We start from the raw sequence: 13178 nt of genomic DNA, 5'->3' as shown, positions 1-13178 counted from the left end.
TTCGCATTCCGAAGCGCGTTGGCCGCGGCCTGCTGCCCTCGGCCGACACTTGCGCTACAGTACTCGCGTGTCCCGCCTGACGACTCCACGCTCCTTCTCTTCCGCTCGCCGCTGGTGGCGATGGTGGCCCGTTGCCGTCGTCCGCCCCGCCACAGAGTCCCGGAAGGAAAGTCGTCTTGATCACTGCAGAGCAGTTCCAGCGCCAGGCCGCTGAAGGTCACACCCGTATCCCCGTTGTCCGCGAAGTGCTGTCCGACCTGGACACGCCGCTGTCGGTCTATCTGAAGCTCGCCGACGGCGCCTACACCTATCTGTTCGAATCGGTCGAAGGCGGGGAGCGCTTCGGGCGCTACTCCATCATCGGCCTGCCGGCGCGGCGCGTGTACAGCTTTCGGGGCCACACGCTGGAGGTCAGCGAACACGGTGAAGTCGTCGACACCCGGCAGGTCGCCGATCCGCTGGCCGAAGTCGATGCGCTGCGCGCCGAACATTCGGTGCCACAGCTGGATGGGCTGCCCGGTTTCACCGGCGGGCTGGTCGGCTGGTTCGGTTTCGAATGCATCCAGTACATCGAGCCGCGCCTGGGCAGCGGCGACAAGCCCGACGAACTCGGCACGCCCGACATCCTGCTGATGCTCTCCGAAGAGCTGGCGGTGTTCGACAATCTCAAGGGCCGTCTGTACCTGATCGTGCATGCCGACCCGCGCCAGCCGCAGGCCTATGTGCGCGCCAACCGGCGCCTGGACGAGCTGGCGCATCGCCTGCGCCAGGGCGGCGCCGGGTATCCGCAGGCGCAGATTTCCGACGCCATCGACGAAGCGGACTTCCATTCCTCGTTCACCCGCGAGCAGTACCACGCCGTGGTGCGCAAGGCGCAGGAATACGTGCGCGCCGGCGATATCTTCCAGGTGGTGCCGTCGCAGCGCCTGCGCGTGCCGTTCCGCGCGCGCCCGGTGGATGTGTATCGCGCGCTGCGTGCGTTGAACCCGTCGCCGTACATGTATTTTCTCGATGTCGGCGGTACCCAGGTGGTGGGTTCGTCGCCGGAAATTCTGGCGCGCCTGCGCGATGGCGTGGTCACTGTGCGCCCGATCGCCGGCACCCGCCCACGCGGCGCAACGCCCGAACTGGACAAGGCGCTGGAAGAAGAATTGCTGGCCGATCCGAAGGAGCGCGCCGAGCACGTGATGCTGATCGATCTGGGCCGCAACGATGTCGGGCGCGTGGCCGAACCGGGCACGGTCAAGGTGGGCGAGCAGTTCGTGATCGAACGCTATAGCCATGTCATGCACATCGTCAGCGAAGTGACCGGCACCTTGAAGGCCGGCCTGAATTACAGCGACGTGCTGCGCGCCACCTTCCCGGCCGGCACCGTCAGCGGCGCGCCGAAGATCCGCGCGCTGGAAATCATCCGCGAACTGGAGCCGGTCAAACGCAATGTGTATTCCGGTGCGGTCGGCTACATCGGCTGGCATGGCGATGCGGATACCGCCATCGCCATCCGCACGGCCGTCATCCAGGACGGCCATCTGTATGTGCAGGCCGGCGGCGGCGTGGTCTACGACTCCGATCCCGACCTGGAATGGCAGGAAACCATGAACAAGGGGCGCGCGCTGTTTCGCGCGGTGGCCCAGGCGGCCAAGGGCCTGTGATGGACGGGCAGGGTAGCGCGACCCGCATCAGCTTTCGCAACGACTACAGCGAAGGCGCGCATCCGCGTCTGCTGCAGGCCTTGGCGCAGGCCAGCGCCGAGCAGCACGCCGGCTACGGCACCGATCGGCACACCGCGCGTGCGGTTGCGTTGATCCGCAATGCAGTCGCGCAGCCGCAGGCCGACGTGCATCTGCTGGTCGGCGGCACGCAGACCAATCTGATTGCGATCAGCGCGTTCCTGCGCCCGCATCAGGCAGTCATCGCCGTGGACGCGGCGCATATCGCCACGCACGAAACCGGCGCCATCGAAGCGACCGGGCACAAGGTGCTCACCGTGCCGGCGCTGCACGACAAGCTGACGCCTGCATTGATCGCGCCGGTGCTTGCGGTGCACAGCAACGAACACATGGTGCAGCCGCACCTGGTCTACATTTCCAACAGCACCGAAAGCGGCACGATCTATACTCGCGCCGAACTCGAAGAATTGTCTGGCTTCTGCCGCGCAAACGATCTGCTGCTGTACCTGGATGGCGCGCGCCTGGGGGCGGCGCTGACCGCCGATGGCAACGATCTGGATCTGCCCACCATTGCCGCGCTCGCCGATGCGTTCTACATCGGTGGCACCAAGAACGGCGCGCTGCTCGGCGAAGCGCTGATCATCGTCAATCCCGCATTGCAGGCCGATCTGCGTTACCTGATCAAACAGCGTGGCGCATTGCTGGCCAAGGGTATGGTGCTCGGTTCGCAATTCGCAGCGTTATTCGAAGACGGCCTGTTCTTCGAACTGGCCGCGCACGCCAACGCCATGGCGCAACACCTGCGCGCGGGACTGCTGGCCGCTGGCGCGCAGTTCACCAGCGATTCGCCGACCAATCAACAGTTCATCGCCGTCAGCGCGCAACACGCTACGCAGCTGGCACAACGCTACGACTTCGAGCGCTGGGAAGTGCGCACCGATGGCAGTCAGGTGATCCGCTTCGTGACCTCGTGGGCGACCACGCCCGAGGCGGTGGATCGCCTGTGTGCGGATTTCGCAACACTGCATCGCAGCGTGTACTGAGCATGCACGCCATTCACCCAAGGAGAGGACACATGAAGCAACTGACGCGTTGGATGCTGGTGGCGTTATGCGCATTGCCGCTGCTTGCTGTGGCGCAGGTCAACAGCCTGCCATCGCAGCCGCATTTGCTGGTGAAGGGGCAGGCGGAAAGAACGGTCATGCCCGACCGCTTTTTCGTAACGATCAACTTTCGCGCAGTGGACATGCAGCCAGAACTTGCACGCAGCGCATCCAGACGGCTGCCGAACAGATCCTCGCCGCCTTGAAGACGCATCATGCCCTCAAGGACAGTATCGAAGCTTCGTCGCTGCAGATACAACCGTTCTATTCCTATGTGCCGGATGGCAGGCAAAAGTTTGAAGGCACTGAAGTCAAGCGTGGAATCGGTGCGGCATTCCAGTCGCTGGAAGATGCACGGCAGTTTCTCGGTGAAATGAAAACGAGCAGCGAGATTCAGCTATCGGGTATCAAGACGTCCTACAGCAAGGAGGCCGAGATACGTGCGCAACTCAAGCGCGACGCCGCTGACCAATCGCGCAAATCGGCCGCCGAACTTGCCAAGGCGTATGACGTCAGGATTCAGGGGCTTTACACGATTTCCGAGGTCGCTCCGAACTTCGCCTACGGCATTCAGGCAGGCAGTTGGCCGATGCAGGTCGTCAATGTCTCCGGATCGCCGGCGCCGCCAGCGCCTGTTGCTGATCGAAGTGCAGTGGTCGAGTCACTCGAAGCCAGCAGCATCACCCTTACCGAAAACATCTATGCGGTCTTCCTGATCGCGCAATGAGTCCTTTGCCATGCTGCTGATGCTCGACAACTACGACAGCTTTACCTACAACCTCGTGCAGTACCTGCAGGCGCTGGGCGCCGAGGTCACGGTGGTGCGCAACGACGCCATGAGCGTCGACCAGGTCGCCGCGCTCAAGCCCGAGCGCATCGTCATCTCGCCCGGTCCCTGCACGCCCAACGAGGCCGGGATTTCGCTGCAATTGATCGAGCAGCTGGGTCAGACCACACCAATCCTGGGCGTGTGCCTGGGCCATCAAAGCATCGGCCAGGTCTACGGTGGCGATGTGATCCGTGCCGGCAACATCATGCACGGCAAGACTTCGCCGATTCGCCATGAAGGCAAGGGCGTGTTTGCCGGACTGCCGGACAGCTACGAGGCCACGCGCTATCACTCGCTTGTTGTGGACAAGACCACCTTGCCGGACGCACTGGAAGTCACCGCCTGGACCGAAAATCCGGATGGTTCGATGGAAGAGATCATGGGCCTGCGCCATCGCCAGTTTCCGGTCGAAGGCGTGCAGTTCCATCCCGAATCGATCCTGACCCAGCACGGACATGCCTTGCTGAAAAACTTTTTGCAGCGTTGATTGCGATGCGTCTTTGCCACCGTGACGTAGCGCACTGCGGCATCGGTGCAACGACATGCGAAATCGCAATGTCGCCCGACGCGCGCCGTGCCGCGCACCGTGTTTGAACACCGCGCCACCTTCCACAGCATCCGGATCACGATGAGCACACCCGACGACAGCATCCATTTCTACGAGCCGACGCAGGGTCACGGGCTGCCGCACGATCCGTTCAACGCCATTGTCGGCCCGCGTCCCATCGGCTGGATCGGCTCGCGCAGCGCCGAGGGCATTGCCAATCTGGCGCCGTACAGCTTTTTCAATGCGTTCAACTACGTTCCGCCGATCGTCGGCTTTGCCAGCATCGGTCGCAAGGACAGCCTGCGTAATATCGAAGCCACCGGCGAATTCACCTGGAATCTGGCTACCCGGCCGTTGGCAGAAGCAATGAACGCCAGCGCGGCGATGGTGCCTGCGGAGGTCGATGAATTCGATCTGGCAGGCCTGCAGGTGGCGCCATCGCGCCTGATCGCTGCACCACGGGTCGCTGCCAGTCCAGTCAGTTTCGAATGCCGGCTCAGCCAGCTGCTGCCGCTGCAAACCGCTGCCGGTCACGCCATCCAGACCTGGTTGGTGCTGGGCGAAGTGGTCGGCGTGCACCTGGCCAGGTCGGCGCTGCACGAGGGCATCTATGACCCGGGTGCAGTGCAGACGATTCTGCGCGCAGGCGGGCCGGCCGATTACTACGAAGTGCAGCCGCAGGCGCGTTTTCGCATGACACGTCCAGGCCAATGATCGTCGCCGCTGCAACGGCAGGCGCGTCGCCTGGCGCTTGCGCTTTCCTGCACTGATCGCGCGCGTCGCAAGCCGCCTGCGTCTCCATCCATCACGTTCTGCCACGGTTGTTTCCATGCCCATCACGCCGCAAGAAGCCCTGCAACGCACCATCGAACACCGCGAAATCTTCCACGACGAAATGGTCGAGTTGATGCGGCAGATCATGCGCGGCGAGGTCTCCGACATGATGGTCGCGGCCATCCTCACCGGGTTGCGGGTCAAGAAGGAGACCATCGGCGAAATCGCCGGTGCGGCCACGGTGATGCGCGAGTTCTCGCGCCGCGTGGAGGTGAGTGATCGCAGGCACATGGTCGACATTGTCGGTACCGGCGGCGACGGTTCGCATACCTTCAACATCTCCACCTGCGCCATGTTCGTCGCCGCTGCCGGCGGTGCCAAGGTCGCCAAGCATGGCAATCGCAGCGTCTCGTCCAAATCCGGCAGTGCCGACGCACTGGAAGCATTGGGTGCGGTGATCGAGCTGCAGCCCGAGCAGGTTGCCAGCGCATTGGCGCATACCGGCATCGGCTTCATGTATGCGCCAGTGCATCACCCGGCCATGAAGGTGGTGGCGCCGGTGCGGCGCGAAATGGGCGTGCGCACTATCTTCAACATCCTCGGGCCGCTGACCAATCCGGCCGGCTCGCCGAACATCCTGATGGGCGTGTTCCACCCCGACCTTGTCGGTATCCAGGCGCGCGTCTTGCACGAGCTCGGCGCCGAACGCGCATTGGTGGTGTGGGGGCGTGACGGCATGGACGAGCTCTCGCTGGGCGCCGGCACGCTGGTTGGCGAATTACGCGATGGCCAGGTGCGCGAATACGAAGTGCACCCGGAAGATTTCGGCATTGCCATGTCGGCCAGCCGTAACCTCAAGGTGGCCGACGCTGCGCAATCGCGCGCGATGCTGCTGCAGGTCTTGGACAACGTGCCCGGCCCCGCGCTGGATATCGTGGCGCTCAACGCCGGTGCTGCGTTGTACGTGGCCGGCGTTGCCCACAGTATTGCCGACGGCGTGCTGCGCGCACGCGCGGTCATCGCCGACGGCTCCGCGCGCGCGCGGGTGGACGCCTATGTCGCCTACACCCGCCAGCTCGCCGTGCAATCCTGAGCCATGCCGGCAACCGCCACGCAACGGCCATCACCCGCCAGCATCCTCACAGTCGCGCTGGCATGCTGCGTGCTGGCGCGCAGCCGCACGCCGGTGCGGCCGTCTTGACCGATAATGCCCGCCCGCCAGGACCCGATACGATGAGCGACATCCTCAACACCATTCTTGCCCGCAAGGCCGACGAAGTCGCCGAGCGCAGTGCGCGCGTGCCGCTGGCCGAGCTGATCGCGCGCAGCGCCGACCTGCCGCTCACGCGCGGATTTGCAGCTGCCATGCAGGCCAGCATCGCCGCCGGCGACCCGGCCGTCATTGCCGAAGTGAAGAAGGCCAGCCCGTCCAAGGGTGTCATCCGGCCGGATTTCCAGCCGGCCGATATCGCGGTCAGCTACGAATTCGGTGGCGCCACCTGCCTGTCGGTGCTCACCGATGTGGATTTTTTCCAGGGATCGGATGCCTATCTGCGCCAGGCGCGCGATGCCTGCACGCTGCCGGTGCTGCGCAAGGATTTCACCGTCGACCCGTATCAGGTCTACGAAGCCCGCGTGCTCGGCGCCGACTGCATCCTGCTGATCGTCTCCGCGCTGGAAGACGCCCAACTGGCCGATCTATCGGGCCTGGCCATGCAGCTGGGCCTGGACGTGCTGGTGGAAGTGCACGATATCGACGAGCTCGAGCGTGCGGTGCAGGTGCCGGTGCCATTGATCGGCATCAACAACCGCAACCTGCGTACCTTCGAAGTGACGCTGCAGACCACGTTGGACATGCGTGCCGCGGTGCCGCGCGATCGCGTGCTGGTCACCGAGAGTGGCATCGTCACCCAGGCCGATGTGCACCTGATGCGCAGTCACGATGTGAACGCGTTTCTGGTCGGCGAGACCTTCATGCGCGCGGCCGAACCCGGCGAGTCGCTGCGTCAGCTATTCTTCGCGCATGACTGAGTCGTATCCCGTACCGCGCGAAGACGCACCGCTGGTGGTGTTCGACTTCGACCACACCTTGTACGACGGCGATTCCGGCAGTCATCTGTTTGCCTGGCTGATCAAGCGCAACCCGTTGCGCTTGCTGGTTGCGCTGTTGGCCTCGCCCATTCTCGGCCCAATGGTGGCGATGCTGCCAACCCGGCGGCGCGGCGTATCCGGCTATGTGTGGATCGCCACGTTCGGCCTGCACCGCGCACGCGAGTTCAACCGTTTCATCGACGCATACGTGCTCAAGCATGAAGCGCAGATCCGCCAGCGCCTGCTCCCGCATGCCTTGCAGGTCTTCACCCAGCACCGCGCTGCCGGCGACCGTGTGGTGGTCGCCACCGGCGCACCGCCGGAGTTGGCGCGCGCCATTCTGGGTTTCGTGGCCCATCAGGACGTGCCGGTGATCGGCAGCCTGGTCGGCCCGCGCCTGGGCGCCGTCACCGCGCGACGTCACTGCCATAACGAAGAAAAGATGCGCATGCTGCGCGAGCGCGGCTACGCCGATATCGCCATCGCCTACTCGGACAGCACCGCAGATCTGCCGCTTTTGAAGGCCGCGCGCGCACCGGTGGTGGTCAATCCCAAGGCCAATCGCGAAGCGCTGTTCCGCCAGGTACTGCCGACAGGCACGCCCATCCTCAACTGGGGTTGCCGCGACCGCGGCGGCAAGGCGCTGTAGGCGAGCGCACCATCCGGGCAGACAGGTCGTTTCGCGCGGAGCGAAACCAGTGCGCAGTCCAGCTTGCGATTTCGAATCTGGGCGTCGATGTGCGCAGGCAAACCGATGCGACCTGTAGCGCAACCAATTTTCAGGATCGTGACGCAGTCGCGATGCAGATCGTGCGGTTCGACGGCTCGAAGACGCTCTTATAAGAGGTATCGCGCAAAAGTGCCGCTGCAGGGGTCATGAAAGTGACGATGTCGGCACCGTCGCAATCGAATCAATCGGTGCCCAACCCGGCATGCAGCCAGTGCACAAGGCACTGGCTGCACAGCGCCGTCAGCGGGTGCCGTACAGCACGACGGTCTTGCCGCGTGCGTGCAGCAGGCCGTCGGCCTGCAACTTCTTGAGCACGCGGCCAGCCATTTCGCGTGAGCACCCGACCAGGCGTGCCAGCTCCTGGCGCGAAACACGCAGCTGGGTGCCCTGCGGATGGCTCATCGCTTCGGGCTCTTTGGCCAGGTCGTGCAGCGTGCGCACGATGCGGTCGGTCACGTCGAGGAAGGCCAGGCGGCTGGCTTTCCTTGTGGTATCGAGCAGCCGTTTTGAAAGCTGAACACCGATCGCATACAGAATCTTCGGCGCATCAGGCGACAGGCTGGTCTGGAACAGCTGCTGCAGCCGCTCGTAGCTGATCTCGGCCAACTCGCACTGGGTGCGGGTACGCAGGATCACCTCGCGGGTGTCGGATTCGATGAATAGCCCCATTTCACCGACGAATTCCCCGCTACCGAAGTAGCCCAGCACCAACTCACGGTCGTCATCTTCCTCGGCGATGATGCTGACCGAGCCGCTGATCACGTAGTAGAGGGTGCCGGCCGGGTCTCCTGGCCGGAACACATCGGTCCGGGTTGGATAGCGCCGTCGGTGGCTGTGCGCCAGGAAACGCTCGATGGTGCCCGCGTCCAGCGCCAGGGAAGGGGTAGCGTTACGTACCGTCGTAGTGACAACCGTCGTATTTCCTGGGCTCATGGTAGTTCCGCGTGTGATTCCTGAAGCTTAACGGCATGAGTCATGCAAGGTAAACCACTCTTAACATCGGCATTTCGTTGCTGGGATCTTTGGCTCATAATTGACTCCTTTCCCGCTTTCCATAAGGACAGACCGACGTGGTCAAGCCGTTGCCTCGTCTGAGGCTACAGGGGTTCAACAACCTCACCAAGGCGTTGAGCTTCAACATCTACGACGTCTGTTATGCGCGTACCGAAGAGGAGCGTCAGCGCTACATCGAGTATATCGATGAGCAATACGACGCCGATCGTCTGACGCAGATCCTGACCGATGTGGCCGAGATCATTGGCGCCAACATCCTCAATATCGCACGTCAGGACTACGATCCGCAGGGGGCATCGGTGACGATCCTGATCTCCGAAGAGCCGGTGATCGACAAGAAGCAGGCCGGCAAGGAGTTGATTTCCGATGCCGTGGTTGCTCATATGGATAAGAGTCATATCACTGTCCATACATATCCGGAAACGCATCCGCAGGAAGGCATCGCCACGTTCCGCGCCGACATCGACGTCGCGACCTGCGGCGTGATTTCGCCGTTGAAGGCGCTCAACTACCTGATCGAGAGTCTGGAATCAGACATCGTGATCATGGATTACCGCGTGCGCGGCTTCACGCGCGATGTGAAGGGCAAGAAGCATTACATCGATCACAAGATCAACTCGATCCAGCAATTTCTCGCCAAGAACGTGAAGTCGCGCTACGAGATGTTCGACGTCAACGTCTACCAGGAAAATATCTTCCACACGAAGATGCACCTGAAGGACTTCGACCTGGATCAGTACCTGTTCGAAGAGCGCGCCAAGAACCTCTCGTTCAAGGAGCGCATGAAGATCGAAACCCTGCTCAAGCGCGAAATCGAAGAACTGTTTCACGGACGCAACCTGAGCGAATAAGCGCAGGAGCCTCCTGTTGCGTGCTTGCTTGCAAGTGCGCAAACGCCACAAGGCGGGACGGCCCGCCACGCGACGACCTCGCGTTCCACAGCCGACGGCGGCCCAGTGTGCAAACACTGGGCCGCTTTTTTTTTGTCTGTTTTTTTCTGTGAGGAGTACTGCAATGCCCTGGATCCATCTGTTGCTGGCCGGCCTGTTCGAGATCGGCTTTGCCATGGGACTGAAATACAGCGACGGCTTCACTCGCCTGTGGCCGACCGTGCTGACCATCGGCCTTGCTGGCACCAGCCTGTGGTTTCTGACGCAGGCGCTGAAGACCATTCCGGTTGGCACCGGCTATGCGATCTGGACCGGCATCGGCGCCCTGGGCGTGACCATTGCCGGTATCGCGCTCTTCGGCGATAGCGCCTCTTGGTCGCGCTTGGCGTGCATCGGTCTGATCGTGGCTGGCGTGATCGGGCTGAAGCTGGTCGGGTAGTCAGTCCCCCAGCGTTTGCGGCGCAAACCCCGGACTCCGACTCGGAGTCTGCCTATCGCCACGCCTTTGGCACGCCCCCTCAACAAAGGGGGGGGCGCTTCAGTGGCGTACCGGGGAAGCAGTTGATCGCTGTGTCGGGTGTACTCGGGTGCAGGCTAGATTTTGGTCGCCGGTCGCCGGTCGCCGGTCGCCGGTCCCCGATTTCCGATTTCCGATTCCCGGCTAGAGGCGGTAGGCAACCGTCTTCATCAGCTTGGAGGCCAGGGCCATTGCGCTGGGGATCGGAGCCGGGAGCGGGCGGGCGCCGGCCTGCTCGGCCTGATCGGCGTGGCGGGCCTCGTCGATCTTCATCACACGCAGGATGGCGCGGCTGCGTTGGTCGCTCTGGGGCAGGGTTTCCAGGTGCTCATCCAGGTGGGCTTCGACCTGACGTTCGGTCTCGACCACGAATCCCAGGCTCCAGTCGTCGCCGCGCAGCCCGGCCAGCGCGCCGAGCGCGTAGCTGCCGGCGTACCACACGGGGTTGAACAGGCTGGGGCGGCTGTCCAGCTCGTGCAGGCGGTCGGCGCACCAGGCCAGGTGGTCTGTCTCTTCCTGGGCAGCTTCCAGCAGGTGGTGCTGGGTGTGCGCGTCGCGGGCGACCGCGGCCTGGCCGAAATACAGGCCTTGCGCGCACACCTCGCCAACATGGTTGATGCGCATCAGGCCGGCGGCATGGCGACGCTGCTCCGGGTCCAGGACGACGTCGGGTGTGTCGGCGGCGGGATTGGGGCGTTCGGCCGGCGGATTACCGAAGACGGTGTCCAGCGCGCGCTGGGCTTCGACCAGCAGCCGGTCGAGCGGGCTGTGCAGGCGGGTGGGGGAGATCTGGGTCATACGGCGATTCTGGCCCCGCTCCGCCGTGCTGCCAACCGCCATGGCGCAGGTGTCGCTGCAACTTGCGTCGCCGCCGAGCGTCCCGTACAATCCCGCCTCTTCTGTTTCGCCTTCACAACGCGTGGCAAAGTTCCAGTGGTCATCGGCCGCTGCAATCCGCCCGACCACTCAAGAGTTTTCTCATGACTACGTTCACCGCCAAGTCCGAGACCGTTCAGCGCGACTGGTATCTCGTTGACGCCGCCGGCAAGACGCTCGGCCGTCTGTCCACCGAACTGGCCCGCCGCCTGCGCGGCAAGCACAAGCCGGTTTACACCCCTCACGTCGATACTGGCGATTACCTCGTGGTGATCAACGCCGAGAAGATCGTCGTCACGGGCAACAAGCTGAAGGACAAGAAGTATCACCGCTTCACCGGCTACATCGGTAACCTGAAGACCGAGAGCCTGGAGCAGGCGCTGCAGCGCCACCCGGAGCGCGTGATCGAAATCGCCGTCAAGGGCATGCTGCCGAAGGGCCCACTGGGCCGCACCATGTACCGCAAGCTCAAGGTCTATTCGGGTGCCGAGCATCCGCACGCCGCCCAGCAGCCGCAAGTTCTGGATATCTAATCATGGCTATCACGCAAAACTACGGCACTGGCCGCCGCAAGTCCTCCACCGCTCGCGTGTTCCTGCGCAAGGGCACCGGCAACATCACCGTCAACGACCGTCCGCTGGACGAATTCTTTGGTCGTGAGACTGCGCGCATGATCGTGCGCCAGCCGCTGGAACTGACCAAGAACACCGAAAGCTTCGACATCATGGTCACCGCCTCCGGCGGCGGCACCACCGGCCAGGCCGGTGCGATCCGTCTGGGCATCGCCCGTGCGTTGGTCGAGTACGACGAAACCCTGAAGTCCGAGCTGCGCAAGGCTGGCTTCATGACCCGCGACGCTCGCGAAGTCGAGCGTAAGAAGGTCGGTCTGCACAAGGCCCGTCGCGCCACCCAGTTCTCCAAGCGCTGATCCATCGCGTTTGGCGCGTCCTGGTTCGCCGGGATGCCTGCTTCAAAAGCCCGGCCATGCCGGGCTTTTGTCGTTTTGGAATTCCGGTGTGTGGCCCTGCGAGCGCGTAGCGAAAATCGTCTTGGAGACTGAACGCAATCAGCCTGAACGCAGGTGCGCGACGTCGCCGCCGGACGCCGGGCAACAAAAAAGGCCCGATCTTTCGATCGGACCTTTTGTGTTTGGCTGCCCCGGATGGATTCGAACCACCGAATGCCTGAGTCAGAGTCAGGTGCCTTACCGCTTGGCGACGGGGCAATAAACGTGTTGGTCCAAGATTATTGCATGCCCGTGAGGGCGTGAATACCTTGGTGGCTATGGGTGGACTCGAACCACCGACCCCAGCATTATGAGTGCTGTGCTCTAACCGGCTGAGCTACATAGCCTAGGGAGCCGGCAATTCTCACGATGCGCCGTGCTGTTGTCAAGCATTTCGTTTTCAGCTTGTGAGCCGGGCGTCGCCGTGGCAGAGTCGGTGGCAGTAGATTTTCAGGAGTCCGCATCGTGATCGATCCGGACGGTTTCCGGCCAAACGTCGGCATTGTGCTGATGCGGCAGGACGGTCAGGTGTTCTGGGCGCGACGTGTGCGCAGGGACGGCTGGCAGTTCCCGCAAGGTGGCATGAACACCGATGAGACGCCCGTTGAAGCCATGTACCGCGAGTTGCGCGAAGAAACCGGGTTGTTGCCTGAGCATGTGGAATTGCTCGGCGCCACGCCTGGATGGCTACGCTATCGGCTTCCCAGCCGGGCGGTGCGCCGCAATGAGCGGCAGGTGTGTATCGGGCAGAAGCAGGTCTGGTTCCTGCTGCAGTTCACCGGCGACGAATCCCATCTCAAGCTCGACCATACCGACACCCCGGAGTTCGACCACTGGCGCTGGGTGGACTTCTGGTATCCGGTCGAGCACGTGGTGATGTTCAAGCGCGGCGTCTATGCCCGCGCGCTGCGTCATCTGGCGCCGCTTGCGCAGAGCCTGGCCGGTCCGGCGGCAGTCGGTGCGATGCCCGAGCATGCGCTGGAGGCGTGGTTGCCGGGCAGCAGCGCGGCAGGGCACGACAGCCCACGCAAGCGGCCACGCAAGCGCAACGGGGCTCGTGCGATGCGGATTAATAATGATTAACGGATGGAATTGACACCTATTCTCGTTTGCGGTGCAATCAGTGCCGGT

Annotated in this window: 14 protein-coding genes, 2 tRNA genes and 1 pseudogene; 13 read left to right on the top strand and 4 right to left on the bottom strand. The window is 63.3% G+C overall.

Features of this window, described 5'->3' with window-relative positions:
• The first annotated feature begins 176 nt into the window (after positions 1-176).
• From trpE to J7360_RS00665, 8 genes and pseudogenes are all read left to right on the top strand, one after another.
• The gene (gene trpE / locus J7360_RS00700; protein ID WP_057658738.1) at positions 177-1652 is read left to right on the top strand and encodes an anthranilate synthase component I; all 1476 of its coding nucleotides are present in this window, start codon (positions 177-179) and stop codon (positions 1650-1652) included.
• Positions 1652-2713, top strand: a complete 1062-nt coding sequence (locus tag J7360_RS00695; RefSeq protein WP_057658736.1) for a beta-eliminating lyase-related protein — start codon at positions 1652-1654, stop codon at positions 2711-2713. Before trpE ends, J7360_RS00695 begins: the two co-directional genes overlap by 1 nt.
• A 32-nt stretch (positions 2714-2745) precedes the next feature.
• A pseudogene (locus J7360_RS00690) lies at positions 2746-3500 on the top strand (SIMPL domain-containing protein).
• Positions 3501-3510: 10 nt separating this feature from the next.
• Entirely contained in the window at positions 3511-4089 is a 579-nt protein-coding gene (locus tag J7360_RS00685) for an aminodeoxychorismate/anthranilate synthase component II (protein WP_057658733.1), read from the top strand.
• Positions 4090-4230: 141 nt separating this feature from the next.
• Positions 4231-4863 (top strand): flavin reductase family protein, encoded by a 633-nt coding sequence (locus J7360_RS00680; protein WP_057658901.1) that lies wholly within the window; start codon positions 4231-4233, stop codon positions 4861-4863.
• Positions 4864-4978: 115 nt separating this feature from the next.
• Positions 4979-6016 carry an anthranilate phosphoribosyltransferase gene (trpD, locus tag J7360_RS00675; RefSeq protein WP_057658730.1) on the top strand — a complete coding sequence of 346 codons (1038 nt, stop codon included), beginning with the start codon at positions 4979-4981 and terminating at the stop codon, positions 6014-6016.
• Between the two features lie 140 nt (positions 6017-6156).
• Positions 6157-6954: an indole-3-glycerol phosphate synthase TrpC gene (gene trpC / locus J7360_RS00670; protein WP_057658899.1), complete on the top strand. Its 798-nt coding sequence runs from the start codon at positions 6157-6159 to the stop codon at positions 6952-6954.
• Entirely contained in the window at positions 6947-7663 is a 717-nt protein-coding gene (locus J7360_RS00665) for a haloacid dehalogenase-like hydrolase (protein ID WP_003483057.1), read from the top strand. The genes trpC and J7360_RS00665 overlap by 8 nt, the downstream gene beginning before the upstream one ends.
• Positions 7664-7984: 321 nt before the next feature.
• Here J7360_RS00665 and crp read toward each other — a convergent pair whose 3' ends face one another.
• Positions 7985-8677: a cAMP-activated global transcriptional regulator CRP gene (crp, locus tag J7360_RS00660; RefSeq protein ID WP_005914205.1), complete on the bottom strand. Its 693-nt coding sequence runs from the start codon at positions 8675-8677 to the stop codon at positions 7985-7987.
• Between the two features lie 137 nt (positions 8678-8814).
• On the opposite strand from crp, the gene speD reads away from it, so the two are divergent.
• Both speD and J7360_RS00650 read left to right on the top strand, forming a co-directional pair.
• Positions 8815-9609, top strand: coding sequence for an adenosylmethionine decarboxylase (speD, locus tag J7360_RS00655; protein ID WP_007967854.1), 795 nt, complete (start codon positions 8815-8817; stop codon positions 9607-9609).
• 163 nt (positions 9610-9772) lie between these two features.
• Positions 9773-10087, top strand: a complete 315-nt coding sequence (locus J7360_RS00650; protein ID WP_057658727.1) for a multidrug efflux SMR transporter — start codon at positions 9773-9775, stop codon at positions 10085-10087.
• A 222-nt stretch (positions 10088-10309) separates the two neighbouring features.
• Here J7360_RS00650 and coq7 read toward each other — a convergent pair whose 3' ends face one another.
• Positions 10310-10963 carry a 2-polyprenyl-3-methyl-6-methoxy-1,4-benzoquinone monooxygenase gene (gene coq7, locus J7360_RS00645; protein WP_022558100.1) on the bottom strand — a complete coding sequence of 218 codons (654 nt, stop codon included), beginning with the start codon at positions 10961-10963 and terminating at the stop codon, positions 10310-10312.
• 182 nt (positions 10964-11145) lie between these two features.
• Here coq7 and rplM point away from each other — a divergent pair, with 182 nt between their 5' ends.
• The gene (gene rplM / locus J7360_RS00640; RefSeq protein ID WP_003483082.1) at positions 11146-11574 is read left to right on the top strand and encodes a 50S ribosomal protein L13; all 429 of its coding nucleotides are present in this window, start codon (positions 11146-11148) and stop codon (positions 11572-11574) included.
• A 2-nt stretch (positions 11575-11576) separates the two neighbouring features.
• Positions 11577-11969: a 30S ribosomal protein S9 gene (gene rpsI, locus J7360_RS00635; protein ID WP_003483085.1), complete on the top strand. Its 393-nt coding sequence runs from the start codon at positions 11577-11579 to the stop codon at positions 11967-11969.
• Positions 11970-12191: 222 nt separating this feature from the next.
• Here the strand turns inward: rpsI and J7360_RS00630 are convergent.
• A tRNA-Gln gene (locus tag J7360_RS00630) sits at positions 12192-12266 on the bottom strand.
• 51 nt (positions 12267-12317) lie between these two features.
• Positions 12318-12394 (bottom strand) — tRNA-Met (locus J7360_RS00625).
• Between the two features lie 118 nt (positions 12395-12512).
• On the opposite strand from J7360_RS00625, the gene J7360_RS00620 reads away from it, so the two are divergent.
• Positions 12513-13130 (top strand): RNA pyrophosphohydrolase, encoded by a 618-nt coding sequence (locus J7360_RS00620; RefSeq protein WP_057658725.1) that lies wholly within the window; start codon positions 12513-12515, stop codon positions 13128-13130.
• Positions 13131-13178: the final 48 nt, after the last annotated feature.

The organism is Xanthomonas sp. D-99 (assembly GCF_017746145.1).
Lineage (GTDB): Bacteria > Pseudomonadota > Gammaproteobacteria > Xanthomonadales > Xanthomonadaceae > Xanthomonas > Xanthomonas cissicola.
The sequence above is the reverse complement of the archived record's forward strand: the minus strand, read 5'-3'. Positions and strand labels throughout refer to the sequence as shown.

Bases quoted from the DNA above. Each gene is read 5' to 3' on its own strand.
- J7360_RS00695 (WP_057658736.1), top strand. From the start codon at position 1,652: ATGGACGGGCAGGGTAGCGCGACCCGCATCAGCTTTCGCAACGACTAC.
- J7360_RS00685 (WP_057658733.1), top strand. From the start codon at position 3,511: ATGCTGCTGATGCTCGACAACTACGACAGCTTTACCTACAACCTCGTG.
- J7360_RS00680 (WP_057658901.1), top strand. From the start codon at position 4,231: ATGAGCACACCCGACGACAGCATCCATTTCTACGAGCCGACGCAGGGT.
- trpD (WP_057658730.1), top strand. From the start codon at position 4,979: ATGCCCATCACGCCGCAAGAAGCCCTGCAACGCACCATCGAACACCGC.
- trpC (WP_057658899.1), top strand. From the start codon at position 6,157: ATGAGCGACATCCTCAACACCATTCTTGCCCGCAAGGCCGACGAAGTC.
- J7360_RS00665 (WP_003483057.1), top strand. From the start codon at position 6,947: ATGACTGAGTCGTATCCCGTACCGCGCGAAGACGCACCGCTGGTGGTG.
- crp (WP_005914205.1), bottom strand. From the start codon at position 8,677: ATGAGCCCAGGAAATACGACGGTTGTCACTACGACGGTACGTAACGCT.
- J7360_RS00650 (WP_057658727.1), top strand. From the start codon at position 9,773: ATGCCCTGGATCCATCTGTTGCTGGCCGGCCTGTTCGAGATCGGCTTT.
- coq7 (WP_022558100.1), bottom strand. From the start codon at position 10,963: ATGACCCAGATCTCCCCCACCCGCCTGCACAGCCCGCTCGACCGGCTG.
- rplM (WP_003483082.1), top strand. From the start codon at position 11,146: ATGACTACGTTCACCGCCAAGTCCGAGACCGTTCAGCGCGACTGGTAT.
- rpsI (WP_003483085.1), top strand. From the start codon at position 11,577: ATGGCTATCACGCAAAACTACGGCACTGGCCGCCGCAAGTCCTCCACC.